At 64.1% G+C, this 22697-nt stretch carries 23 protein-coding genes and 1 tRNA gene; 16 read left to right on the plus strand and 8 right to left on the minus strand.

Annotation, left to right across the window (positions count from 1 at the left end):
* Positions 1-5: 5 nt before the first annotated feature.
* The 4 genes from ACIPZ5_RS01105 (at position 6) to ACIPZ5_RS01120 (ending at position 2834) form a co-directional block, all read left to right on the plus strand.
* Positions 6-1013, plus strand: a complete 1008-nt coding sequence (locus ACIPZ5_RS01105; protein ID WP_400806070.1) for a hypothetical protein — start codon at positions 6-8, stop codon at positions 1011-1013.
* A gap of 285 nt (positions 1014-1298) precedes the next feature.
* Positions 1299-1925 (plus strand): glycoside hydrolase family 19 protein, encoded by a 627-nt coding sequence (locus tag ACIPZ5_RS01110; protein ID WP_400806073.1) that lies wholly within the window; start codon positions 1299-1301, stop codon positions 1923-1925.
* Positions 1922-2437: a DUF2514 family protein gene (locus ACIPZ5_RS01115; RefSeq protein ID WP_400806075.1), complete on the plus strand. Its 516-nt coding sequence runs from the start codon at positions 1922-1924 to the stop codon at positions 2435-2437. Before ACIPZ5_RS01110 ends, ACIPZ5_RS01115 begins: the two co-directional genes overlap by 4 nt.
* Before the next feature lie 61 nt (positions 2438-2498).
* The gene (locus tag ACIPZ5_RS01120) at positions 2499-2834 is read left to right on the plus strand and encodes a hypothetical protein (protein WP_400806077.1); all 336 of its coding nucleotides are present in this window, start codon (positions 2499-2501) and stop codon (positions 2832-2834) included.
* A gap of 11 nt (positions 2835-2845) precedes the next feature.
* Here ACIPZ5_RS01120 and ACIPZ5_RS01125 read toward each other — a convergent pair whose 3' ends face one another.
* Together ACIPZ5_RS01125 and ACIPZ5_RS01130 are read right to left on the minus strand one after the other, a co-directional pair.
* Positions 2846-4015 (minus strand): tyrosine-type recombinase/integrase, encoded by a 1170-nt coding sequence (locus ACIPZ5_RS01125; RefSeq protein ID WP_400806080.1) that lies wholly within the window; start codon positions 4013-4015, stop codon positions 2846-2848.
* A 237-nt stretch (positions 4016-4252) separates the two neighbouring features.
* Positions 4253-5332, minus strand: a complete 1080-nt coding sequence (locus ACIPZ5_RS01130; RefSeq protein WP_261940837.1) for a patatin-like phospholipase family protein — start codon at positions 5330-5332, stop codon at positions 4253-4255.
* A gap of 152 nt (positions 5333-5484) precedes the next feature.
* Between ACIPZ5_RS01130 and ACIPZ5_RS01135 the strand changes: the two genes are divergently transcribed.
* From ACIPZ5_RS01135 to ACIPZ5_RS01155, 5 genes are all read left to right on the plus strand, one after another.
* Entirely contained in the window at positions 5485-5793 is a 309-nt protein-coding gene (locus ACIPZ5_RS01135; protein ID WP_343597302.1) for a PepSY domain-containing protein, read from the plus strand.
* Positions 5793-6107 carry a PepSY domain-containing protein gene (locus tag ACIPZ5_RS01140; protein ID WP_261940836.1) on the plus strand — a complete coding sequence of 105 codons (315 nt, stop codon included), beginning with the start codon at positions 5793-5795 and terminating at the stop codon, positions 6105-6107. Before ACIPZ5_RS01135 ends, ACIPZ5_RS01140 begins: the two co-directional genes overlap by 1 nt.
* Before the next feature lies 1 nt (position 6108).
* Positions 6109-6777: a response regulator transcription factor gene (locus ACIPZ5_RS01145; RefSeq protein WP_261940835.1), complete on the plus strand. Its 669-nt coding sequence runs from the start codon at positions 6109-6111 to the stop codon at positions 6775-6777.
* The gene (locus ACIPZ5_RS01150) at positions 6774-8093 is read left to right on the plus strand and encodes a sensor histidine kinase (RefSeq protein WP_400806084.1); all 1320 of its coding nucleotides are present in this window, start codon (positions 6774-6776) and stop codon (positions 8091-8093) included. The genes ACIPZ5_RS01145 and ACIPZ5_RS01150 overlap by 4 nt, the downstream gene beginning before the upstream one ends.
* Positions 8094-8435: 342 nt before the next feature.
* Positions 8436-9593 carry an HPP family protein gene (locus ACIPZ5_RS01155; RefSeq protein ID WP_400806087.1) on the plus strand — a complete coding sequence of 386 codons (1158 nt, stop codon included), beginning with the start codon at positions 8436-8438 and terminating at the stop codon, positions 9591-9593.
* Here ACIPZ5_RS01155 and ACIPZ5_RS01160 read toward each other — a convergent pair.
* Positions 9567-10433 carry a LysR family transcriptional regulator gene (locus ACIPZ5_RS01160; protein WP_261940832.1) on the minus strand — a complete coding sequence of 289 codons (867 nt, stop codon included), beginning with the start codon at positions 10431-10433 and terminating at the stop codon, positions 9567-9569. The two genes, ACIPZ5_RS01155 and ACIPZ5_RS01160, sit on opposite strands and share 27 nt — an antisense overlap.
* A 180-nt stretch (positions 10434-10613) precedes the next feature.
* On the opposite strand from ACIPZ5_RS01160, the gene ACIPZ5_RS01165 reads away from it, so the two are divergent.
* A complete protein-coding gene (locus ACIPZ5_RS01165; protein ID WP_400806089.1) occupies positions 10614-12503 on the plus strand; it encodes a propionyl-CoA synthetase in 1890 nt (629 codons plus the stop codon).
* A gap of 95 nt (positions 12504-12598) precedes the next feature.
* On the opposite strand, the gene zapE is transcribed toward ACIPZ5_RS01165, so the two are convergent.
* Positions 12599-13684, minus strand: a complete 1086-nt coding sequence (gene zapE / locus ACIPZ5_RS01170; RefSeq protein ID WP_400806092.1) for a cell division protein ZapE — start codon at positions 13682-13684, stop codon at positions 12599-12601.
* Between the two features lie 156 nt (positions 13685-13840).
* Between zapE and ACIPZ5_RS01175 the strand changes: the two genes are divergently transcribed.
* Complete coding sequence (locus tag ACIPZ5_RS01175) at positions 13841-14266, plus strand: DUF1810 domain-containing protein (protein WP_343597313.1); 426 nt, start codon at positions 13841-13843, stop codon at positions 14264-14266.
* Between the two features lies 1 nt (position 14267).
* Here ACIPZ5_RS01175 and ACIPZ5_RS01180 read toward each other — a convergent pair whose 3' ends face one another.
* The gene (locus ACIPZ5_RS01180) at positions 14268-14510 is read right to left on the minus strand and encodes a hypothetical protein (protein WP_012271609.1); all 243 of its coding nucleotides are present in this window, start codon (positions 14508-14510) and stop codon (positions 14268-14270) included.
* A gap of 271 nt (positions 14511-14781) precedes the next feature.
* On the opposite strand from ACIPZ5_RS01180, the gene ACIPZ5_RS01185 reads away from it, so the two are divergent.
* A tRNA-Gln gene (locus tag ACIPZ5_RS01185) sits at positions 14782-14856 on the plus strand.
* 270 nt (positions 14857-15126) lie between these two features.
* On the opposite strand, the gene ACIPZ5_RS01190 is transcribed toward ACIPZ5_RS01185, so the two are convergent.
* From ACIPZ5_RS01190 to ACIPZ5_RS01200, 3 genes are read right to left on the minus strand one after another with little or no spacing between them, the layout of a single operon-like run.
* Positions 15127-17514: a response regulator gene (locus ACIPZ5_RS01190; protein WP_343597316.1), complete on the minus strand. Its 2388-nt coding sequence runs from the start codon at positions 17512-17514 to the stop codon at positions 15127-15129.
* A 13-nt stretch (positions 17515-17527) separates the two neighbouring features.
* Positions 17528-17989 (minus strand): response regulator, encoded by a 462-nt coding sequence (locus ACIPZ5_RS01195; RefSeq protein WP_079227241.1) that lies wholly within the window; start codon positions 17987-17989, stop codon positions 17528-17530.
* Between the two features lie 14 nt (positions 17990-18003).
* Positions 18004-20253, minus strand: a complete 2250-nt coding sequence (locus tag ACIPZ5_RS01200) for an ATP-binding protein (protein ID WP_400806097.1) — start codon at positions 20251-20253, stop codon at positions 18004-18006.
* Positions 20254-20523: 270 nt separating this feature from the next.
* On the opposite strand from ACIPZ5_RS01200, the gene ACIPZ5_RS01205 reads away from it, so the two are divergent.
* Genes ACIPZ5_RS01205 through ACIPZ5_RS01220 form a run of 4 tightly spaced genes read left to right on the plus strand, consistent with a single transcriptional unit; the run spans position 20524 to position 22690 of the window.
* Positions 20524-21051: a spore coat U domain-containing protein gene (locus ACIPZ5_RS01205; RefSeq protein WP_261940826.1), complete on the plus strand. Its 528-nt coding sequence runs from the start codon at positions 20524-20526 to the stop codon at positions 21049-21051.
* 30 nt (positions 21052-21081) lie between these two features.
* On the plus strand, positions 21082-21618 hold the full coding sequence (locus ACIPZ5_RS01210; protein WP_261940825.1) for a spore coat U domain-containing protein: 537 nt from the start codon (positions 21082-21084) through the stop codon (positions 21616-21618).
* 19 nt (positions 21619-21637) lie between these two features.
* Positions 21638-22171: a spore coat U domain-containing protein gene (locus ACIPZ5_RS01215; protein ID WP_261940824.1), complete on the plus strand. Its 534-nt coding sequence runs from the start codon at positions 21638-21640 to the stop codon at positions 22169-22171.
* A gap of 15 nt (positions 22172-22186) precedes the next feature.
* Complete coding sequence (locus tag ACIPZ5_RS01220) at positions 22187-22690, plus strand: spore coat U domain-containing protein (protein WP_343597323.1); 504 nt, start codon at positions 22187-22189, stop codon at positions 22688-22690.
* Positions 22691-22697: the final 7 nt, after the last annotated feature.

Consider the following 22697-nt stretch of genomic DNA (forward strand, 5'->3'; position numbering starts at 1 on the left):
TATCTATGGCAACGAACGACTTCCTGACGTTTGGCGGAGCAGCCGGCGCGAACGTAATGACCCAGGCCAGCTACGCCGCGCTGGCAGCTCGCACGGCGGGCTTTTCGTCGGGCACTGCAAACTCGCCCCAGCTGAACAAGGTGTGGCGCCAGTCTTCAATTATTGCAGCTGTCATTGGGCAATTTATCGCGAACCGATCAGGCCAGGATGCTGTAGATGATGGCACTACTAGCACGTTGCTCGCAAACCTGGAGGCTTCCATTATTGCTCTGGCTGGTCACGGCCAATGCCGGCTGGTGGCAATCAGCGCAACCACTATTCGTCTCACGCCTTACGATGGCAACAACCTGATGATCAACGCAGTTACTCGGCAGATACCGTCGGCAGGCGTATCGCTGAGCAATAGCGGGATGAGCGCCAACACGCTCTACTATATCTACGCCTATTGGACTGGCTCAGCAATCGCGCTGGAGTTCTCTGCGACCGGTCACAGCACTGGCACTAATGGCGTAGAGATTAAAACAGGCGACCCCTCTCGAACCCTCGTGGGCATGGTCTACACGAGTGCAACCTCGCAATTTTCAGACGGCCCTACTGCCAGGCTTGTGGCAAGCTGGTTTAACCGTCGTTCTGTCGGGGCTGGCTTATCTACAGGCGGTACGTTGACTTTTACCGCTACGGTTAGTACCGAGATATCAACAGGGGTTCGCATCAATTTCCTTAATTGGGGAGGGGAAGCCGTTGATATAAAGTTAACCGGTCAATATACCAACAGTACTTCAACTCAGTCTGTGGCGGTTCAGTCTTACGTGGATAGCGCTCCTTATGGGAACCTGTGCGGATCTTACGTTGTATCTGGTGGCGCAGGCGCTGCGTATGCTTCAACTAGCAGCTTGAAGCCAGACGGTTCATATTTGGCTGAAGGCTTCCATACTGCACAAGTTTATGGAAGCGTAACAGGGAATACTGGCAGCAGTATTCAGATGTCTCATTCCCTAATCACGAGGATCTAGCGCAATGATTCATATCTGCGATAAACCGTTAGGACCAACTTTTGCACTGGAGCTTGAAAGTCATGGAGGGCTTTTGGGTGAGCATTTCTCCTGGTGGGTGCCGGCGCCTGACGGTTCGCCGGCCTGCATTGAGTTTTTTGATGACACTCCGCAAGAGGTAATTGATGGTGTCCTGGAGGTCGAAAGTCGACACGACCCGTCATTGGTAGCGCCTCAGCCTGTGGAGTAATCATCATTCGTGCGACAGCCCGCCTTGAGCGGGTGTTTTTTTGCCTGGAGAACAGCATGCCCCTTACATCGCAGCAATTGCTGCAGATCCTCCCGAACGCCCGCCCTGTAGCGGGCATTTTTTTGCCCGCGCTCAACCGGGCCATGACACGCTGGAAGATCGACAGCCGCGTCCGGCAGGCCGCATTCCTGGCTCAGATCGGTCACGAATCAGGCCAGCTGCGCAACCTGGTCGAGAACCTGAACTACAGCGCCGACGCCCTGGTGCGCACCTGGCCCAGCCGGTTCAGCGTGCAGACAGCACCTGCCTACGCACGGCAGCCCGAGAAGATCGCCAACAAGGTCTACGGCGGCCGCATGGGCAACGGCCCAGAGGCTTCCGGCGATGGTTGGCGGTTCCGTGGGCGAGGCCTGCTGCAGGTGACCGGGCGCAGCAACTACCGCGAGACCGGCACCGGCCTTGGTCTGCCGCTCGAAGATGAGCCGGAGCTGCTCGAGCAGGCCGAGCACGCTTCCCAGTCCGCCGCCTGGTGGTGGGCGAAGCGCGGCCTGAACGAAATGGCCGACGCCGGCCGCATCCGCGACATCGGCAGCATCATCAACACCGGGCAGCCGGGCAAGGTGCCTTTCGGCGCAGCTGAGCGCCAGGCGCTGTATGACCTGGCCCTGAAGGTGCTGGCATGAGCTGGCTGGGCGCGGTACCGGCCTGGTGCTGGTGGCTGATCGCCCTGGTGCTGGTCGCCGGCGGCCAGCAGTACCGGGTGGTGGTGGCGCAGGGCGAGACAGGCACCGCACGCGCAGAGCTGGCCGACTACCGCCTTGAGGTGTCAGAGCGCGACCGCCGCGCCGCCGCTCAGGCCAGAACCGAAGAACAGCGCCGCCAAGCCGTGGCGGACGAGGAGGGTGAGAGTGCACGAAAAAAACTGGAACTGGCCCAAGGCCGCGCCGCTGCTGCTGAGTCTGCTGCTGGCGGGCTGCGGGGTGAGATCGCCCGACTGCGGGACGGCCACCGAGCCACCTGCGATACCATCGCTACCCAGCAGCGCCAGGCAGGAACCTCTGCCACCGGAGTGCTTGGGGGACTGCTTGAAGATGCTGATCGAATGGCGGGAGTTTTCGCAAAAGCGCTTGAGCGAAGTCGAATAGCCGGTCTGGCGTGCGAGGCGGTGGTCGACAAGGTGAAGGCCGGGCGCTGACCGGCAATTGCCCGGGCAGCTACCTCCAGATACGATGCTGTTTTTATATACAGTATTAGCCATGAAGAGTTCCTTGCCCCGCGAGTGGGTCGCCGCGCTGGACAATAAGTGCGACCTGGCTACAGATCCCGAGAAGCACGCAGCCAAGCTGGTACAGATGGCCTTCGATTGCCGACGCCGCGGCCAGGTCGACGACCTGCAGCTGTCCGACATGTTGGAGATGGCCGAGGCCGCCAGGTGGTTTGGCTTGAGCGAGCACGAGGAGATGTATGCGATCGGCTTGTTCGGCGACCACCATGTGCCGGACAACACATGGGGTTATGGGCTTGCCCCTGAGTTCAGAGAAAAACTCGCAGTGGCAAAACGAAGTCCTTCCGATTCCACTGCCAACAAATAGGCGCTGCTGGATCAGGGCAGAACCATGTCGGCCCAGGCCTGCATCATGTCTCGGCGCTGCTCCAGGTAGGTGGCGTGGTTATACACGTCACGGATCGCGCTGCTGTCGGCGTGGGCCAGCTGACGCTCGATCCAGTCCTTGTTGTAGCCGCGGCTGTTCATCTCCGTGGAAAAGAGGTGCCGGAACCCGTGCGGAGACTGGCGGCCCGTGTATCCGCACCGGTCCAGCAGGTTAACGGCGTAGTTGATGCCGATCGGTCGCACTGCATCGGACCGGTTCGGGAACACATATTTCATCCCGCCGGAGATCGGCAGCATCGAGCGCAGCAGTTCGACGGCCTGGCGCGACAGCGGGACCACGTGATCGCGGCGCATCTTCATCTTGTTGGCAGGAATCGACCAGGTGGCCGTGTCCAGGTCGATCTCCGACCACTCGGCCTTGCGCACCTCTGCCGGTCGGCAGGCCGTGAGGATGAGCAGCTTCGTCGCGCACTGCAGCTGGAGGCCCGACTGGCTTCCCTCAATGGCCTTGATGATGGTCGGCATCTCTGTGAAGGCTAGGAATGGCCGGTGCTTGTGCGGTGCCATCTTCTCCGTGACGGTGTGCATTTCCGCCGTGGGGTTGTTCTCGATCATGCCGGTGGCGATCGCATAGCGGAAAACTTGGCCCATCCACTGGCGGGCTTTAACCGCAGTGGTCAGCGAGCCGCGACGCTCGATGCGCCGGATCAGCGTGATCACGTCGGATCGCTTGATCGAATCGATCTGGCGCAGGCCGAAGGCCGGCAGTACATCCAGCTCCATCGCGTTAGAAATGATCTTGGCCGTCGACTCGGTCAGGCTTCCCTTCCTGAATTCCAGCCACTCGTCATAGACGCGGCGGAATGTCCTCTCCTGGGCGCCCAGGCGCTCTGCCTTCTTCACCCTCCTTGATTCGCGCGGGTCCGTTCCCTGCGCTACCTCTTCGCGCGCCTCATCCCTCCGCGCACGCGCCTCCTTCAAACCGATCTCCGGGTAAGTCCCGAGCGAAATCCTGGCTTGCTTGCCGAGCCAGGTGAATCTGAAATGCCAGCTCTTCACACCGGTGTCGGCGATGTACAAAGAGAGCCCGAGCGAGTCCGCAAGGGTGTAGCCCTTTTCCCGGGGCTTGGCCTGCCTGGCCGCGGTGTCCGTGAGCGCCACTAGTACATTGCCTCTCGCTGGTCTGTTGGATGTACTGGATGATGTACTAGCTTGTTGGGATTGGGAAGGTACAGAGTGGTACGAGGCGATACGCCAATGACGCCGCATTCAGGGCGTCATGGCTGTTTGTGGTATCGCTCGGTTTTCGGCGGGAATCCACTGTGGAATCTTTGAAAATTTCCACGCTGTCATAACTCTGTGTGAATCAATAATGCGCGCAGTCTACCAGCATGGCCGCTACAAGGCTTGCAGGCGTTCGTGCAACCGCCCGGTGGCGATCAGTTCGAGCAGCTCGTCGCCCAGGCGCTGGCTTTCGGCAATTGCCTTGTACCAGTAGCGTTTGCGGCTTGGCGCATCGCCCATGAAGCGCTTGAAGTCGTTGCGGTCGGGCAGTTTGCCGTAGGGCAGGGCGGCCAGGTACTGCGGCGAGGGCGTCATCAGCAGCACATTCTGCAGGCGCGTGGCGTCGCCCTTGCGCCAGGGCAGCGCCTTGTCGAACCAGCCGGGCACCACCTTGTCGGTGAAGTGCGGGTACAGCACCAGGTCGTCACCGCGGTAGGGCAGGTCGAGGTGGTAGTCGAGCAGGCCGCCGTCGCGGTAGGTGCCGGTGCCGGCGCCGGGAATGTCACGCACACCTTGCATCACCATCGGGATCGAGCCCGAGGCAAGCAGGGCCTGGCGCAGGTTGGCCAGGTCCAGCGGCAGGCAGCGCGAGGGGAAGTCGGTCAGCGCATCAAGCGGCGGCACGCTGCGCGCATCATGCAGGATGATCCGTTCAAAGTGCCGGGCCAGGCGCGAGCGCCCCAGCAGGTTGCTGGCGATCACCGAGCCCAGGCCCATGCCCAGGCGGCCCCGGTGGTCGTGGGCGAGCTGGCCGTGGCTCTTCACCACCAGAATGTTCAAGCGGTAGTGCGGGTTGGCGAGGATCTGCCCGTCGCGGCCCTGCAGCAGGTCGTCGAGCATGCGCTGGCAGCTGTGGCTGATCTGGGCCGGGGTAACGCCTTTGGCAAAATCCTGCTCGGTGTAAAGCTCGCCCAGGCGGCGGATGCCGGCAACCGGGTCGTCGAGGCAGGCGCTGGCGAAGCGCCAGGAGCCGATCGAGGCGCCGATCAGAGCGCGTTGCCGCGGTGCCGATGGCAGCCATTCACCGAACAGCGCCAGGTCCAGGCCCTGGATGCCCAGCGGCTTGGGCCCGCCTGCCGCCCCTGGCAGCACGCCCACATCGGCCGCCTGCAGGCCACGTTCACGAATGTGCTGCAGCGCGCGCTGGCCAGCCTTGAAGGTGAGTGCAGGGTTTTTGATGTGAATGGCGCTCATGAGGGATCTCGCAGGTAACAAGCCGGTCATTATAGGGGCTTGATCCCGTTACAGCTGCGCTATCATGGCGCCAGCTGTTTTCAGGTTGAATTAAGGACCGCTGGTTAATCTTAACCCTGTAGACAACTTGAACGTCGCTCAGGAGAGCCGCCATGAAAACCTTGACAGCCCTGTTCACCGCCGCCGCCCTTGCCCTGGGTGCCAATGCTGCCTTCGCCAAGGACGTCCAGCCTGACGAAGTGGTCAAGCTGGTCAACGCCAAGACCATCAAGTCGCTGGACGAACTCAAGGCCACCGCCGTGGCCAGGCACCCGGGTGCCACCGTCACCGATTCGGAACTTGAAAACGAATACGGCCGCTACATCTACAAGGTCGAACTGCGCGACACGCAGAACGTCGAGTGGGATGTCGACCTGGATGCCAAGACCGGTGAAGTGCTCAAGGACGCGCGGGACAGCTGATGATCCAGTTACCCCGGTCGGCGCGATACCTGGCGCTGTCGTTGCTGGCCGTGTGCTCCCTGGCCGTTGCCCGCGACCTGGACCAGGACGAAGCCCTGAAGCTGCGCCAGAAGGGCGTCATCCTGCCGCTTGAGCAACTGTTGGAAGCCGCCCTGGGGCGTTACCCCGGGGCGCGCCTGCTGGAGGCCGAGCTGGAAGAAGACGACGGCCGTTACGAATATGAAGTCGAACTGCTGACCAAGGAAGGCGTGGTGCGCGAGATCAAGCTGGATGCCAGCAGCGGCGCCCTGCTAAAAGACGAGGAAGACGACTGACATGCGCCTGCTGCTTGTCGAAGACAATGTGCCCCTGGCCGACGAACTGACCACCAGCCTGCAGCGCCAGGGCTATGCCGTGGACTGGCTGGCCGATGGCCGTGATGCGGTGTACCAGGGCCAGAGCGAACCCTATGACCTGATCATTCTCGACCTCGGCCTGCCGGGCTTGCCGGGCCTGGAAGTGCTGGCGCAGTGGCGTGCCGGCGGCCTGGTCACGCCGGTGCTGATCCTCACGGCGCGGGGGTCGTGGGCCGAACGCATCGAAGGCCTGAAAGCCGGTGCCGACGATTACCTGAGCAAGCCATTCCACCCCGAGGAACTGCAGCTGCGCATTCAGGCGTTGCTACGTCGCGCCCGGGGCCTGGCCAACCAGCCAACCCTGGAAGCGGCAGGCCTGCACCTGGATGAAAGCCGCCAGTGCGTGAGCCGCGACGGCGTCGATGTCCAGCTTACGGCTGCGGAGTTTCGCCTGTTGCGCTACTTCATGCTGCACCCGCAGCAGATCCTGTCCAAGAGCCACCTGGCCGAGCACCTGTACGACGGCGAGACCGAGCGCGATTCCAACGTGCTGGAAGTGCACGTCAACCACCTGCGGCGCAAGCTGGGGCGCAGTGTCATCGAGACACGCCGCGGGCAAGGCTACATCTACGCCGGGAGCGGCGGATGAAGTCGATCCAGGCGCGCCTGAGCCTGGGCCTGGTCGCCGTGCTGGTGGTGGTCGGGGTGGTGCTCGCACAGCTCACGCTGTGGCTGTTCGAAGCGGGCTTGCAGCGTTACCTGGAAAACGGCCTGCGCAAGGAAAGCGAGAACCTGCTGGTGGCATTGGTGCGCGGGCCGAATGGCCTGCAGCTGGATGAGCGGCGCATTTCCGCCGCCTATCAGCGGCCTTTTTCGGGCTACTACTTCCGTATCGATTTCGACCAGGGCACCTGGCGCTCGCGTTCGCTGTGGGACCTGGACATGCCCAAGCCGGCCGCGCCGGGGTTGTCCGATAGCCACGAGCTGGGCCCGGAAGGGCAGCAACTGCTGGCCTTGCGCGCCGATTACCGGCGCCTGGGGCAGAACATCTCGATCAGCGTGGCGCAAGACTACTCGCCCGTGCGCGAGGGCTTTCGTCGGCTGCAGCAGTTCGGCCTGGGCATGGGCCTGGTGGCGTTGCTGATCGTGCTGGTGCTGCAGCGCATCACCGTCACCCGCTCGTTGCGCCCGCTGGAACGCGCGCGCCAGCAGATCGCCCAGCTGCAGCAAGGCCAGCGCTCGCAGCTCGATGCCCAGGTGCCCAGCGAGCTGGCGCCCCTTGTGGGCCAGATCAACCACTTGCTCAGCCACACCGAAGACAGCCTGCGCCGCTCGCGCAATGCCCTGGGCAACCTCGGCCATGCGCTTAAGACACCGCTGGCGGTGCTGCTCAGCCTGGCGTCCAGCGAGCGCTTGAAAGCCCTCCCAGAAGTGCAGGCGCAGTTGCGTGAACAGCTGGAGCAGATCCAGCAGCGCCTGGCCCGTGAGCTGAACCGAGCGCGCCTGGCAGGCGATGCCTTGCCTGGGGCGCAGTTCGATTGCGATGCCGAGCTGCCGGGCTTGCTCGCGACCTTGGGCATGATCCATGGCGAAGGCCTGCTGCTCGAGCGCGATGTGCCGCCGGGGCTGCTGTTGCCGTGGGACCGTGAAGATGTGCTGGAGCTGCTCGGCAACCTGTTGGACAACGCCTGCAAGTGGGCCGACAGCGAAGTGCGGCTGGGGATTGCGCTGACCACCGAGGGCTATCGGTTGTGGGTCGATGACGATGGTCCTGGGATTCCTGAAAGCCAGCGGCTGCAGGTGCTGGAGCGCGGCTCGCGGCTGGATGAACAGGTTGATGGGCATGGGCTGGGGCTGGGGATCGTGCGCGATATCGTCGAGGCTTGGGGCGGGCGCCTGGCGTTGTTGGAAAGTGCCTGGGGCGGATTGCGGGTAAGCATCGAGTTACCGCGCAAGGCTCGGTAATGCCGGGGCCGCTTCGCGGCCCATTCGCGGGGCAAGCCCGCTCCCACAAGTGCAGCGCACACTTGGAGGCTGGTGATCATCCTGTGGGAGCGGGCTTGCCCCGCGAATGGGGCGTAAAGCGCCCCCGACCCTCTCGGCACTGCAAAAAAATTGCAGTACAGCCGCATTTTTTTGAATTAGCCCAATCTTCCGCCGGCCGGCACAATTCCCCCACGAAACCCTGCGGTTTCCATCTCTCCACGGACGGAGCCCCTTGTGATATTGCAGCCGCAATACGAGGCCCAGGCCACTTCGACTGGGCTTTCTTTTTAATCAAAAAAACTACAGATCCTGATTACTTGTATGTCTGCCATGCGTTCCGAGCGTCGTTTGCAGCGGTTGTTGCCAGCGCCCCTGAATATCCCCCCCAAAGAATGGTTGCGTGCCGGTGTCGGCGCGTTGCTAGGCCTGCTGCTCGCTGGTTGGCTGACCAGCCTGGCCTATGGCCCGGGCATTGCCCTGCACCTGCTTGGCCCGTTGGCCGCCTCGGCGGTGCTGGTGTTTGCCGTGCATTCCGGGCCGTTGGCGCAGCCGTGGCCAGTGCTCGGCAGCTATGCGCTGGCCGGTGCGGTCGGCCTGGCCATGCGCCAGGGCTTGGGCGCTGAATTATGGGTGGCCGCTGCGGCCTTGGGCATCTCGATCCTGGTCATGTGCCTGCTGCGCTGCCTGCACCCGCCGGGTGGTGGCGTGGCGGTGAGCGCGGTGCTGGCCGACCCAGGGCTGACGGCCATGGGCGACCACCTGCTGGAGCCGGTATTGCTCAATGCGCTGATCCTGGTAGGCGTGGCGGTGATCTACAACCGCCTGACCGGTGTGCGCTACCCCAAGGGCGCGGCGCCGCGCAAGGACCTGCACCATACCCACGACCCGCTGCCCAGCGAGCGCGTCGGCATCAGCGGCACCGATCTGGACCAGGCGCTGGAAGAGCTGGGTGAATTTGTCGACGTCACCCGCGACGAGCTGGAACGCATCATCCTCGCTACCGAGCAGCACGCCTTGCAACGCAGCCTCGGCGGCATCACTGCCGGGGCGGTGATGTCCCGTGACGTGCAGTTCGCCTCGCCGCAGACCACCCTGGAGCAGGCCTGGAAAATGCTCGCCAGCCACCACCTGAAAACCTTGCCGGTGCTGCGGCAGGGCAAGCTGGTGGGTATCGTCAGCCTCAGCGACCTGGTCGGCCCGGCCATGCAGCGCGGCCAGTTCAGCTGGCGTGGCCTGTTCGGCCGCAAGGTGGTGCGCATGGAGCAGGTCATGAACCGGCGAGTGGTCAGTGTCAGCAGCCAGCATCCACTGGAGCGCCTGTTGCCGCTGCTGTGCGAGCAGGGCTTGCACTGCCTGCCGGTACTCGACGGTGACCAGCTGGTGGGTGTGGTCACCCAGACCGACCTGGTCGCCGGCCTCAAGCGCCAGTTGCTCAGTGCCGCTGGCAGTGCTTCAGATAACCGGGTCCCAGCGTTGTGACCAATCGCTGGCGCCGGCCGCCACCAGCCGGCGCAGCACCGCGATGGCCTGCTGCAAGGCATCACTGTCGCGCTTGCGCGGGTAGACCAGGTAGGTCGGGTAGGTGAATTCCGGCGCTTGTGGCACCCGCTCGAAAACGCCGCTTTCCAGGTAGGCCTGCACCACGCGGGTACGGAAATACCCGCTACCGCCCTGGTCGAGGATGAACTGCAGGGCCAACGGCCCGAGGTTGAAACTCAGCGCCGGGCGAGCGCAGTCGGGCAGGGCAGCGTCATGCTGGCGGCGGAAAGCTTCGCCCCAGTCGATGTAGATGTACGGCTCGGGCTGCTCGACCCGGCGCACACGAATCAGCTTTTCTTCCATCAGTTGCTCCACCTGCAGCCCTGGGCCGTAGATCGGCTGGTACACCAGTGCGGCGTCGAGCAGGCCCATCTCCACCTTGCGCAGCAACGACTCGCCATCGCTCACCTCGCTGCGGATGGCATGGCTGGGCAGCTCGCGGTGCAAGGCGCCGACCCAGTCGAGCAGCATCGGGTTGCCCAGGCTCACTTCCGCGCCCACATGCAGCACCTGCTGGCAGCCTTCGGGCAGCGGCAGGTCGCGGCGTGCCGCTTCCCAGGTCTGCACCAGCTGGTTGGCGTAGCTGACGAAGGCTTCGCCATCACTGGTCAGGCTGGCACCGTTGCGGCTGCGCACGAACAACTGGCAGCCCAGTTGCTGCTCCAGGCGTTGCACGCGGGCGGTGATGGCGGTCTGCGACACGAACAGGCGTTCGGCGGCGGCGACCAGGCTGCCGCAACGCACGATTTCCAGGAAGGTTCGGGCCTGATCGATGTCCATGAGCTGCTCTGTGGCGGGGAGGGGCGCCTATTCTAGAGGCTTTGCACTGTTGTGGGGCACTTTTGCCCTGTCTGCAAATTTGCAGGTCCGTTGTGACTTTAGTCCCATGGCGGCCCCGGTGTGGCGGGCCATACTCATTATTCGCCCTTCAATAACAACAAGTACCGGGTTTTCACCACCATGACCTACCAGCACAGCTATGCCCAATCCATTGCCGACCCTGCTGCCTTCTGGGCCGAACAGGCCGAATCCCTGGCCTGGTACCGCAAGCCTTCCCTGACCCTGCAGGATAACCCCGACGGCACTCACCGCTGGTTCGCCGACGGCCAGCTGAACAGCTGTTACCTGGCCCTTGATCGGCAGATCGAACTGGGCCGTGGCGAGCAACTGGCGCTGATCTACGACTCGCCAGTGACCGGTGCCCAACAAGCATTCACCTACAACCAGCTGCGCGACGAAGTGGCACGCCTGGCCGGCCTGCTGCGGCAACTGGGCGTGGGCAAGGGCGACGGGGTGATCATCTACATGCCGATGGTGCCCCAGGCGGCCATGGCCATGCTCGCCTGTGCGCGGATCGGTGCGGTGCATTCGGTGGTGTTCGGCGGCTTTGCCGCCAACGAACTGGCGCTGCGCATCGACGATGCCCGGCCGACGCTGTTGCTCACTGCGTCCTGCGGCCTGGAGTTCGACCGGGTGATCGAGTACAAGCCGCTGGTCGACCGCGCCCTGCAGGCGGCCCGCCATCAACCTCGCCAGGTGCTGGTGCTGCAAAGGCCCCAGGCCCGCGCGCAGCTGCAGCCAGGCCGTGACCTGGACTGGCAGCAGGCCTTGGCCGATGCCGAACCGGTGGCACCCGTGGCGCTGGAGGCCGGCGACCCGCTGTACATCATGTACACCTCCGGTACCACCGGCAAACCCAAGGGCATCGTCCGTGAAAATGGTGGCAACGCCGTCGCGCTTTGTTATGCGATGCGTCATATCTACGGTATGCAGGCTGGCGATGTGTGGTGGGGCATTTCCGATGTCGGCTGGGTGGTCGGCCATTCGCTGATCGTCTACGGGCCACTGATGAGCGGGTGCACCACGGTGTTCTATGAGGGCAAGCCGATCCGCACGCCGGACGCCTCGGCGTACTGGCGGGTGGTCGAGCAGTACAAGGTCAACGCCTTGTTCTGCGCGCCGACCGCGATGCGTGCGATCCGCAAGGAAGACCCGGATGGCGAGCTGATCCGCAAGCATGACCTGAGCTCGCTGCGCCAGCTGTTCCTGGCCGGGGAAAAGCTCGATTCCAGCACCCATCAGTGGTTGGAGCGGGTGACTGGCAAACCGGTGCACGACCATTGGTGGCAGACCGAAACCGGCTGGCCGGTGACCGCGCCATGCGTGGGGCTGGCGGGCAGTGCGGCGCGGCCAGGTTCGAGCAACCGCGCGGTGCCGGGTTATCACGTGCGCGTGCTGGATGATGACGGGCACCTGCTCGGTCCTGACCAGCAAGGCGCCATCGTCATCGCCCTGCCGCTGCCGCCAGGCTGCAGCCAGACCTTGTGGGGCGACCATGAACGCTACCTGCAGGCCTACCTGCAGACTTACCCGGGCTATTACCACACCGGTGACGGCGGCTACCTGGATGAAGAGGGCTTCGTCTACATCATGGGCCGCACCGATGACGTGATAAACGTCTCCGGGCACCGCCTGTCCACGGGCGAGATGGAAGACCTGGTCGCACGCCACCCGGCGGTGGCCGAGTGCGCGGTGATTGGTGTGCATGACGAGATCAAGGGCCAGGTGCCGCTGGCGCTGGTGGTGCTCAAGGATGGCGAGGGTATCGCCGAGGCGCAGTTGCTGGTGGACCTGGTGGGCAGTGTGCGTGAGGAGATCGGCGCGCTGGCGTGCTTCAACCGGGTGCGCTTGGTAAAGCGGCTGCCCAAGACACGGTCTGGGAAAATCCTGCGGGCGGTGCTGCGCAAGATTGCCGACGGGCAGGCTTATGTGCCGCCTTCGACCCTGGATGACCCAGCGGTGCTGGGGGAAATCGAGGCGGTGCTGGCGGACCTGCCCAGGGCTGGCTGATGGGTTGACCTGTTCCGGCCTCTTCGCGGCTAAAGCCGCTCCTACAAGGACAGCGCTGTACCTGTAGGAGCGGCTTTAGCCGCGAAGAGGCCCGATCAGGCAATAGTGTTGTCAGGCCCGATCTGGTGTAACTGCCCCAACCTGCTACGGGTACGCATCAGGTCGGCCAACGGCCCACCGAGGCTTTCTTCCAGTGGCCGCCTGCCGATCACGGTCACCTGCCGATCCTGGTCATACAGCACATCCACCAGGTTGACGAAGCGCTGCTGCGCCGCCAGCGAGCATTGCGCCAGATCATCCAGCCCATCGATGATCCACTCGTCGTACTGCCCGGCCAGCACCAGGTAGTCGATCACTGCCGTGGCCTTTTCGCAAAGGTCGTCAAAGGCCAGCACCACCCGCCGGCCATCGATGGCCAAGGCGCGCAACGGGCGCTTGTTCACCTCCAGCACCACCGGCTGCTCATCCGGCACGTTCAGCGCCTGGCGCTGGGCCGCATTGCCCGGCCACACATAGTGCCCCTGGGTGAAACGCTGGTGCTCGCGGTTGGCCGGCAGGCTGCGAAAATCCGTGTCGCCACCCACTTCGAGCACGTCCATCGCGCGGTTGATCAGGCGGATCACCGGCAGGAAGCGCTCGTGGTACAGCGGGTTGGGCAGCAACCCTTCTGGCGCGTAGTTGGACGTCACCAGCAGGAAGATGCCGCGGGCGAACAGGGCATTGAACAGCCGGGTCAGCAGCATGGCATCGCCGATGTCATGCACATGGAACTCGTCGAAGCACAGCACTTGGCAGTCGCCCAGCAGCTCATCGAGGGTCGCGCCCAGCGCATCGTCCAGCAGGCGGTGCTGGTGCATGCCCTGGTGCAGGCGGGCGAAAAAGTCGTGGAAGTGCAGGCGCCGCTTGGCCGCTACGGGTACCGCCTGGAAAAAGCCATCCAGCAACCAGCTCTTGCCACGGCCGACCGAGCCGTACAGGTAGAGGCTGCGAGGCTGGCCACCCTCCAGTTGTGCAAGCTGCGCGGCCATGCTGTCGATGACCCGGCGCTGGCCCTCGCTGAGCTGATAGCCGCGGCTGTGGGCCTTGTCCTCGAACCAGCTGAGCAGTTCGCTCTGGTTGGACGACGTGCCGCGCAAGCGCTGGCCGAGCTGGCGCAGCGGGGAAGGGATCCAGGCAGACAAAAGCTAAGCTCCTTGGGCAAAGGCAGGGCAGCGTGCAGCTTGCCCCAGGTGGGGCATTTTGACTAATAGATAAAGTGCCGGGCAATGATCGGCTGGCGAGATAGGTCGAGCGAACAGGCGTAGGCTGGAGGAGTGCAAAACAGAGGAGCAGCGGCCATGCCTGCCGATTTCGAGCTGGAGCGTTTCGTCGATGCACAGGACCGCGTTTACGACCAGGTCATGCAGGAGCTGCAGGCCGGGCGCAAGCGCAGCCACTGGATGTGGTACGTGTTCCCGCAGCTGGACGGCCTGGGCCACAGCATCATGGCCGAGCGCTATGCCTTGTCCGGCATCGACGAGGCGCGCGCCTACCTCGCTCATCCTGTGCTGGGGCCAAGGCTGGAAGCCTGTGTGACTGCCTTGGTGCAGCACAGCGACAAGAGCGCCCGTGAGATCCTGGGCAGCCCCGACGATCTCAAGCTGCGCTCTTGCCTGACACTGTTCAGCCAGGCGGCGCCTGACCATCCGCTGTTCAAGCTTGGCCTGCTGCAGTTCTACGGCGGTGAACCGGACATGCGCACCCTGGCGCTGCTGGAGCATTAGCTCAGGCCTTGCGCTCCAGTTGGCGCTCGATCATGTACTTCACGGCCAACCGGCGTTCCTTGAGATGGCGCAGGTCCTCGTCGACGAAATTGCCTGCCGAAATCGATTCGGCGGCCAGCACCTGGTTGTCGATGTCCATGTACTCGTCGAGCAGGCGGTCGAGGGCCTTGTCCTGCTGGCGGCGCTGCTGAACGATTTCGCGCGGGTAGTGCAGGTCCTGGTAGAGGTCGTGGGAAACGGGCATGGGGTCCTCCTTGGTCAATGCAGTTCGCTTTACTGATTGGAAGGGAGGAATGCGATTGTGTTGAAGCGCAGCGGTGAAAAAACGACGGATGGTTGCCATGCTGGCCCGTGAAAACGGCCCTCGAACACTAACTTGCTGTTTTAAAGCATTTTTTTTCACATGGGGGCTTCACAGACCGAAACTTTGTTGTTAAAGTGCCGCGCATTCCAAGACAACAACCCAGTTGTCACTCAGTTGGAATTGTCAGAGCAGCATCAGCTGCATCCGATACAGGGGCGTCGCCAAGCGGTAAGGCAGCAGGTTTTGATCCTGCCATGCGTTGGTTCGAATCCAGCCGCCCCTGCCATTTTCTCTCTTCAAATACCAAATTCCTTTTTCAGTGCAGATGAACGTCGGCGCTGGATTTTGCCGTTTCTGTTTCCTGCGCTGGCCTCTTCGCGGGTAAGTCGGGGCGCCGAATCGCCGCTCCCACAGGGATCGCGCCAGATTCTGGAAATTGAGCAAGACAGTTGCTCCCACAAGGAAAACACCGCCCTTGAGGGCAGTGCAGTACCTGTGGGAGCGGCGGTTCGGCGCTCCGATTTACCCGCGAGAGGCCAGTGCAGGCACAGTTGATCTATCCTGGCACCCGCAGCAGTTCATTCAACACCCTGGCCAGTTCTTCCGCTTGCACCGGCTTCTGCACCACCAGGCTCCCTGGCAGTTCCAGCCCTTCCAGCTCCGCATAGCCGGTCAGAAACACCACCGGCAAGCGCGGGTGCCGCTCGCGCGCCGCCAGGGCCAGTTGCCCGCCGTTGAATTCAGGCATGGCAAAGTCGGTCAGCAGCAGGTCGATACTGTCGTCCAGCAGAGCCAGCGCCTGCTCCCCGTTGTGCGCCTGGCGTACCTGGTAGCCATACTGGCGCAGCACGTCACCGAGCAGGTCACGTACCAGATGATCGTCATCCACCAGCAGTACCGTACGGTCCCGGCCACTGTCATCGATCGAATGGATGGCGGGCGGCGGGGCAGGGTCGATGGCGACTTCCTGCTTCACCGCCGGCAAGTACACCGCCACCTGGGTACCATGCCCAGGCTCGGTATCGATGCGCACACCGCCGCCGGACTGCTTGGCGAAACCGAACACCTGGGCCAGGCCCAGGCCCGAGCCTTTGCCGATGTCCTTGGTGGTGAAGAACGGCTCGAACACCTTGACCAGCACCTCTTCACTCATGCCGCAGCCGGTGTCACGGATGCTCAGCATCACGTACTCGCCGGGGTCGGGGTCTTCCGGGCGCTGCGGGCGGGCCTTGATGCGCGTGTTGCGGGTCGACAGGGTCAGCTGGCCGCCTTCGGGCATGGCGTCGCGGGCGTTGATTGCCAGGTTGAGGATGATCATTTCGGTCTGGGTCGGGTCGGTCAGCGCCTGCCACAGGCTGTGGTCCAGGTCCAGGCGCACCAGGATGTTGCCGCCAAGGGTACGGCGTAGCAGTTCTTCCAGGCCGGTGAGGGTGCGGTTCAGGTTCAGCGGCACCGGCTCCAGGCGCTGGCGACGGGAGAAGGCAAGCAGCTGCGAGGTCAGCTTGGCGCCGCGGTCACCGGCTTCGCGGATGTGCGTCAGGCGGCTGCGGGCCTTGTCCAGGTCACCCTTGGCCAGGTCGCGTTCAAGGAAGCTGGCGCCGGTGAGGATCACGGTGAGCAGGTTGTTGAAGTCGTGGGCGACCCCGGCGGTGAGCTGGCCGACGGCCTCCAGCCGCTGCATCTGCTGCAGCGCCGCCTCGATGCGCTCGCGCTCGGTGATCTGTTCACGCAGGCGGGTATTGGCTTCGGCCAGGCCGAGGGCGGTTTCCCGCTCGCTGGTGATATCCCGCGCCACTACGTAGAGCAGGGTGTCTTCCGGCACCACCACCCAGGACAGCCAGCGCAACTGGCCGCTGGCATGCTGGATGCGGCCGACGAAGCGTGCGCTGCTGCGACCGTGGGCGAGGGCGGCCAGCTCGGTGAGCAAGGCTTGCTGATCCGTCTCGGGCAGCAGGTGCAGCAGCGAAGTCTGGCTCAGGCGCTCGCGGGAAAAACCCAGGCTGGCCTCCCAGGCCGGGTTGAGGGCTACCGGGGTCAGGTCCTTGTTGAGCACCGCTAGCAAGTCCTGGGACAGCTCCCAGGCGCGGTCGCGCTCACGGGTACGGCGCTCGACCCGTTCGCCGAGCATCTCGTTGAGCTGCCTGAGCGCCTGGGTTGCCTGGCGCTGAGTATGGATGTCCTGCAGTACGCCGGTAAAACGCGTGCACTGGCCGTCGACGAACTGTGACTGGCCGCTACTGAGCAACCAGCGCGGCTCCAGGCCGTTGGGTTGGGCGATGCGGAACTCGACCCGGTAGAGGCCGTCACTGTCCGTGCGCATGGCTTGCTCGACGGCTTCGCGTACCTTCGGCAGGTCGTCGGGGTAGATGCCGGCATAGAACACCTGCAGATTCATCTCGGTATCGACCGGCAAGCCGAACAGGATCTTGCAGCGGTCGTCCCAGATCAGTTGGCCCTGCTGCGGGCGAAAGTCCCAGGTGCCCATGCCGGCGGCATTGATGGCAATGCGCGCGCGCGCTTCGACATCGGCCAGGGCCTCCTCCGCACGGCGCCGGCGCTGGCGCTCCTGCACTTCGGTGAGGGCCCGGCGCACGGCCTTGGGCAGCAGCGGCAGGTTCTTCTTCAGCACGTAATCGGTGGCGCCCAGGCGGATCATTTCCACCGCATGTTCTTCGCCATAGATGCCCGAGAGAAAGATGAACGGGGTATCCGGTGCCAGGCGCTGGGCGATGGCCAGCACGTCGGTGCCGGAGGAGCCCGGCAACACGCAATCGCACAGGATCAGGTCGAAACTGCCCTGATGCAGGGCATGTTCGAACCCGACGTGGTCGAACACCAGCTGCGACTGCACCTGCAACCCGCTGCGCTCCAGGCACATCAGGGTCAGCTCGGCGTCCATCGAGCTGTCTTCGACCATCAATAATTTGAGCGGTGTCGGCAACATCTTTGCGTGGGCCTCAGTTGCTGCCGCGCCGGTTCAGGCGCAGCGAGCCGGGTGGCGGCTCGTTGAGCACAGCCCAGAACACGCCGAGGTCGGAAATCGCCGCGACGAATTCCTTGAACTCCACCGGCTTGACCACGTAGGCATTGACTCCCAGTTCATAGGCGCGCAGCAGGTCAGGCTCTTCACGTGATGAGGTCAGCATCACCGTTGGGATGCTGCGCAGTTCTGCGGTGGCGCGCACTTCCTTGAGCACTTCCAGGCCGTCGACCTTGGGCAGTTTCAGGTCCAGCAACAAGACCGCCGGGTTGCCATCGTCGCGATTGGCGTAAGCGTTGCGCCGCAGCAGGTAGTCGAGGGCATCGGCGCCGTCCCGCAAGACGATCACTTCGTTGGCCAACTGGCTGCGTTCCAAGGCCAGGAGCGTCAGTTCGAGGTCCCGGGGGTTGTCTTCGACCAGAAGGATAGGCTTGAGCATGTTGATACGGGGCCTCAGGTAGTGGCAGGGTGACGGGGTAGCGTGAAGTGGAAGCTGGCGCCATGATCGACCTGGCCTTCGGCCCAGACCCGGCCATCATGGCGCTCGATGATCCGCCGCACACTGGCCAGGCCGATCCCGGTGCCTTCGAAGTCTTCCATGCGGTGCAGGCGCTGGAATACCCCGAACAGCTTGTTGGCGTAGGCCATGTCGAAGCCTACACCATTGTCGCGGATACTCACCTCGGTCTCACCCGGGTGCTGCCGGGCGCGGATCGTGATGCGGGCCGGTTCACGGCCACGGGTGTACTTGATGGCGTTGGCGATCAGGTTGTGCAAGGCCATGTTGATGAACGCCGGGTCGGCGATCACCTTGGGCAGCGGCGCGATGTCCCAGACGATTTCGCGGCCCTGGTAGTCGGGCGCCAGCTCCTGGCGGATGGTATCGACCAGTGCATTGAGGTCGACATCCGACAGGCGCAGCGCCGAGCGGCCCATCTGCGAGAAATTGAGCAGGTTGTCGACCAGGCTGCCGGCGAAACTCGCGGCCTCTTCGATGTGCTGCAGGAAACGTCGACCGCGCTCGCTCAGGCCGTGCCCTTCGATTTCGCCGAGCAGCTCGGAGTAGCCGGCGATGTGCCGCAGGGGCGCTCGCAGGTCGTGGGACACACTGTAGGAAAAGGCCTCGAGCTCCTTGTTCGAGCGGCGCAGTTCATTGGCCAGCTGCGCCAGCTCCTCGGCCTTGCGCAGGACGATACCGAGCACCGCCGTGCGCAGTTCGACCACACCTTCGATGATCAGCGGGTCCCATGGCTCGCAATAGCCACCCACCTGTTCCTGCCAGGTTTCGAAGCTGTGCCGTGGGTTGAGCGCGCCCTGGGGGCCGATTTCCTTGTCTGGCCGCCCGGCCCAGTTGACCGTGCGCACCTGCTCCGGGCGGAACCACAGCAGGTAGTGCGAATGGATTTGCGAGATGGCCACCGCCAGCACGCCGCCGGCATGGGCCGCGAGCTCTGGCAGCTCATCGATGTCACGGCGCAGGTTGTCGCTGTGGAACACCGTCTCATCGCCATGCCGGGTCAGCCAGTGCACCAGTGCAGTGACTTGTGCGGCCGGTGGTGTCTGGCCGATCAGGTCGCAGCGTTCGGCAGAAATCACCGCTGCACCGCTGGCATCGGCAAACGCCAGCAGCACCTCGGGCAGGGCGAGCAGGCCGTCGCTGACACTGTCGTGGTCGGCCATCGACGAAATCATGCGCACGATGTGCTGGCGCAAGTCGAGCAGCTGCCGGGTCCTGGCGTGGGACTCGCGGCTTTCGATCTGCAGTGACAACACGCTGGCCAGCAGTTCGCAGGCGGTGCGGGTGCGCAGCTCGACCGCGTGTGGCTGCGCGTGGTGGCAGGAGATCAGGCCCCAGAGCTGGCCATCGACTACGATCGACAGCGACATCGACGCCAGGGTGCCCATGTTGCGCATGTACTGCAGGTGCACCGGCGACACGCTGCGCAGGGCGGCGAAACTCATGTCCAAGGGTTTGCCGGTGCGCGGGTTGATCGCCGGCAGCAGCGGGGAGGCCTGGTAATTGGCATCTTCGATCACGCGGATGCGGTTGACCCGGTACAGGTCGCGGGCCTGGCGCGGGATGTCCGATGCCGGGAAACACAGGCCAAGGTAGCGCGGGTAACCGGCATCGGCGAGTTCGGCCAGTACCTTGCCGTTGCCCTCGGCATCGAAGCGGTAGGCCTTGACCCGACCGAAGCCGGTGACCCGCTTGACCTGTACCACGCACTGCTGCAGCAGCTCTTCGAGGCTGTCGGCATTGTGCAGGCTGCTGACGAAGCCGCGCACCAACGGGTAGTAGTCGCCCTGGTCGGCCAGATCGGTGGGCGGGCGCAAGGGTTCGAATTCGGCGATCAGCACCTGGTCGTGGCGATGGGTCAGCAGGCGCAGTGTTCCGCCAAAGGGGGCGCCTTGGCGCAAGCGCACGTCGCCGATATGAAAGGGGAATGCTTCTTCGCCCGGCAACCGTTCGAGCTGGGTGCGCAAGTCGAAGCTTTCGCTGACCACGTCGGCGAAGGTGCAGCCGATCAGCTCCCGCGCGGGAACGCCCAGCCAGCGTTCGACGTTTTCGCTGGCCTGGAGGATGCGCAGGTCGCACTCATCCAGCACCAGCAGAAAGCCATGGGGCTGAATGCTGCCGGGTATCTGGATTGGCTCCTGGGCACAGCGCTCCACGGCTGCGGCGAGCGCGTTGTCTGCAGTCATCAATGGAAACGCTCCTGTCATGTTGTTCCATGCCTGCCGCGAGCATCTGCTGCCGGCGGTTGGCTGCCAGGCACCGTAACAGAATATTGGCCACTTTACCGGCCTATGGCCATTGGAGGCATGGGAGGCCCAGGGGTTCGCCTGGGTTGTGAAATTTCTTGCCGGTACGCTAGCGCTTTGTCGTTAGCACAAAAGAATGGCACCCCGCCATCACGGTTCGGCCACCTGCTGCTACGCTGAAATTCACGATAGAAGAACAAGGAACAGCCAGTGACGGAACGCTTTGTGGCCGCGCTGTTTGGCCTGTTGTTGAGCGGCAGTGCCGTGGCAGCGGACTTCCTGGTCGAGGTGCGGGTGCTGGTGCAGCGTGGTTGCATGCTGGTCACCCAGCCGCGTGACGCAGGCGCCCAGGCCCTGGGTCGGATCGACCTGGGGGCTGTCGCTCGTCTGGACGGCCCGGATGCGCCATTGAGTGGCGTATTGCTCAGCCAACGCCCGCCGCGCCTGGAATGCAACCCCGACACGCCTTATCAGGTACGCGTCGATGGTGGCCAGCACGGGGGTGTTGGCGAACTGCGTTTCCTCGCCAGCAAAGACGCCAATGCCAGGCCGATTCCCTATCGGTTGTTCCGCGATGCGGCCTGGCGCGAGCCCGTTGTGGTCGGTGAGCCCCATGCCGCACGTGTGCCGAGCAGCGGCTCGGTCGAGCTGCCGCTCTACGCGCGAATCGACAGGCTGGCCTGGATGCCTCAGGCAGGGCAGTACGCCGACCTGCTCAAGATCACGGTTACCTGGTAGCGAGGCCGCCATGCATAAGGACGTCATGCCATGAACCGCACTTCGATCCTGCTGCTCAGTCTCGGCCCGCTGCTGTTGCCCAGTGGTGTTGCGCATGGCACCACCACCGGTTTCATCCAGGCCCGCCTGGTGATCAGTGCCGCCTGCCAGATCGACAGTGGCGACCAGCCGCCCGCCACCCTGGGCAACCCCGGGCTGATGGATTTCGGTCAGCGTGGCCCGAACTGGGACACGCCGCTGCGCACCCGGGTCGACGAGGCGGGTGGCCAGGGCAGCCTGCAGATCAGCTGCACGCCCCAGGTGCGGGCATTCAACGTGCGCATCAACGGTGGCCTGAATGGCGACGATGGTGTGCGTCGGCTGAGTAACGGCCGCGAGATGATCCCTTATCAACTGGCGGTCGACCCTGGTGGCAACAGCCGCTACGGCATCGGCCAGGCCAGAGCTTTCACCATCAGCAGTACCGAGCAGGTCCCTGTGCCCATCTACGGCGTGGTCGTGGCGCAACCGCGCGCGCTGCCGGCCGGGCTGTACCGCGACACCCTGAGAGTGACCCTGGACTGGTAAACGACGCAAGGAGACTCCGATGCGAACGACTTTCACCCGCTGCATGCTCGCCGGCCTTGGCTTGACCATGGCCGCTCATGCCCAGGCCGCCACGGTGACCGGGACCATCTCCTCGACCCTGACCCTGACCTCGGCTTGCCAGGTCAATGGCGCCAGCGGCACGACCGGGTTGAACTTCGGTAACCTCAACTTCGGTAGCACCGATGCCCTGTTCACCACCGCCAACGCCCAGGTGCTGGGTGGCGGCGGCGGTGCCATGAGCATCCTCTGTTCGGCCGGCACGGTACCGGCGATCCGCGTGCGCGCCGGGTCCCACGACGGCCAGTCCACTGGCGGCACGCGTGCGCTGGCCGACGGCGCCGGCAATTTCGTGCCCTACGACTTCTACACCGATGCCGGGCGCACCACGTTGCTGGCCATTGACGGCACCATCACCCTGCCGACCAGCACTGGCGTGGCGCAGACCGTCAACCTGTATGGCCAGGCGCGTGGCAAGGCCGGCCTGCCGGCGGGGACGTACACCGACACGGTGGCTGTCGAGCTGTCGTTCTGAGCCATGTGCGCCTGCATGCGTGCCTGGCTCGGCGGCTGCCTGGCGGGGTTCGGCGTGTTGCTGACGCCGTCGCTGGATGCAGCCACCAGCAGCACCTTCCAGGTGAGCGCGCAGATTGTCGCCGGCTGCCTGGTGGTGGGCGGTGTGACCAGCTATGGCGTGCTCGATTTCGGCACCCAGTCGGCGCTGTCCACCAGCACCCTCAGTACCTCGCTGGGGGGGACCACGGTGACCTTCCAGTGCACGCCAGGCGTGGCCATGAGCATGAGCCTGGACGGCGGCCAGAACAGCGCCAGTGGTACACGCAACCTCAAGCGCACGGGCGGCACGCAAGTGCTGGCCTACCAGTTGTACCAGGACGCGGCCTACAGCCAGGTCTTGGGGATCGGCCAGAGCGTGACGGTGAGCTACACCGACGCCACGGCCATCAAGTTGCCGGTGTATGGCCGTACCCAGTTGCCAGGCACCTTGCCGGCCGGGACCTACACCGATGTGGTGCAAGTATCGGTGAGTTGGTGAGTACACC

The sequence above is a fragment of the Pseudomonas sp. NPDC089428 genome (assembly GCF_044749325.1).
GTDB lineage: Bacteria > Pseudomonadota > Gammaproteobacteria > Pseudomonadales > Pseudomonadaceae > Aquipseudomonas.

Excerpts from the sequence above, each read along its gene's own strand:
- ACIPZ5_RS01175 (WP_343597313.1), top strand. The coding sequence starts at position 13,841 with ATGCCTGCCGATTTCGAGCTGGAGCGTTTCGTCGATGCACAGGACCGC.
- ACIPZ5_RS01135 (WP_343597302.1), top strand. The coding sequence starts at position 5,485 with ATGAAAACCTTGACAGCCCTGTTCACCGCCGCCGCCCTTGCCCTGGGT.
- ACIPZ5_RS01155 (WP_400806087.1), top strand. The coding sequence starts at position 8,436 with ATGTCTGCCATGCGTTCCGAGCGTCGTTTGCAGCGGTTGTTGCCAGCG.
- ACIPZ5_RS01220 (WP_343597323.1), top strand. The coding sequence starts at position 22,187 with ATGCGTGCCTGGCTCGGCGGCTGCCTGGCGGGGTTCGGCGTGTTGCTG.
- ACIPZ5_RS01105 (WP_400806070.1), top strand. The coding sequence starts at position 6 with ATGGCAACGAACGACTTCCTGACGTTTGGCGGAGCAGCCGGCGCGAAC.
- ACIPZ5_RS01200 (WP_400806097.1), bottom strand. The coding sequence starts at position 20,253 with ATGACTGCAGACAACGCGCTCGCCGCAGCCGTGGAGCGCTGTGCCCAG.
- ACIPZ5_RS01120 (WP_400806077.1), top strand. The coding sequence starts at position 2,499 with ATGAAGAGTTCCTTGCCCCGCGAGTGGGTCGCCGCGCTGGACAATAAG.
- ACIPZ5_RS01180 (WP_012271609.1), bottom strand. The coding sequence starts at position 14,510 with ATGCCCGTTTCCCACGACCTCTACCAGGACCTGCACTACCCGCGCGAA.
- ACIPZ5_RS01165 (WP_400806089.1), top strand. The coding sequence starts at position 10,614 with ATGACCTACCAGCACAGCTATGCCCAATCCATTGCCGACCCTGCTGCC.
- ACIPZ5_RS01140 (WP_261940836.1), top strand. The coding sequence starts at position 5,793 with ATGATCCAGTTACCCCGGTCGGCGCGATACCTGGCGCTGTCGTTGCTG.
- ACIPZ5_RS01210 (WP_261940825.1), top strand. The coding sequence starts at position 21,082 with ATGAACCGCACTTCGATCCTGCTGCTCAGTCTCGGCCCGCTGCTGTTG.
- ACIPZ5_RS01115 (WP_400806075.1), top strand. The coding sequence starts at position 1,922 with ATGAGCTGGCTGGGCGCGGTACCGGCCTGGTGCTGGTGGCTGATCGCC.
- ACIPZ5_RS01110 (WP_400806073.1), top strand. The coding sequence starts at position 1,299 with ATGCCCCTTACATCGCAGCAATTGCTGCAGATCCTCCCGAACGCCCGC.
- ACIPZ5_RS01215 (WP_261940824.1), top strand. The coding sequence starts at position 21,638 with ATGCGAACGACTTTCACCCGCTGCATGCTCGCCGGCCTTGGCTTGACC.
- ACIPZ5_RS01190 (WP_343597316.1), bottom strand. The coding sequence starts at position 17,514 with ATGTTGCCGACACCGCTCAAATTATTGATGGTCGAAGACAGCTCGATG.
- ACIPZ5_RS01150 (WP_400806084.1), top strand. The coding sequence starts at position 6,774 with ATGAAGTCGATCCAGGCGCGCCTGAGCCTGGGCCTGGTCGCCGTGCTG.
- ACIPZ5_RS01195 (WP_079227241.1), bottom strand. The coding sequence starts at position 17,989 with ATGCTCAAGCCTATCCTTCTGGTCGAAGACAACCCCCGGGACCTCGAA.
- ACIPZ5_RS01160 (WP_261940832.1), bottom strand. The coding sequence starts at position 10,433 with ATGGACATCGATCAGGCCCGAACCTTCCTGGAAATCGTGCGTTGCGGC.
- ACIPZ5_RS01145 (WP_261940835.1), top strand. The coding sequence starts at position 6,109 with ATGCGCCTGCTGCTTGTCGAAGACAATGTGCCCCTGGCCGACGAACTG.
- ACIPZ5_RS01130 (WP_261940837.1), bottom strand. The coding sequence starts at position 5,332 with ATGAGCGCCATTCACATCAAAAACCCTGCACTCACCTTCAAGGCTGGC.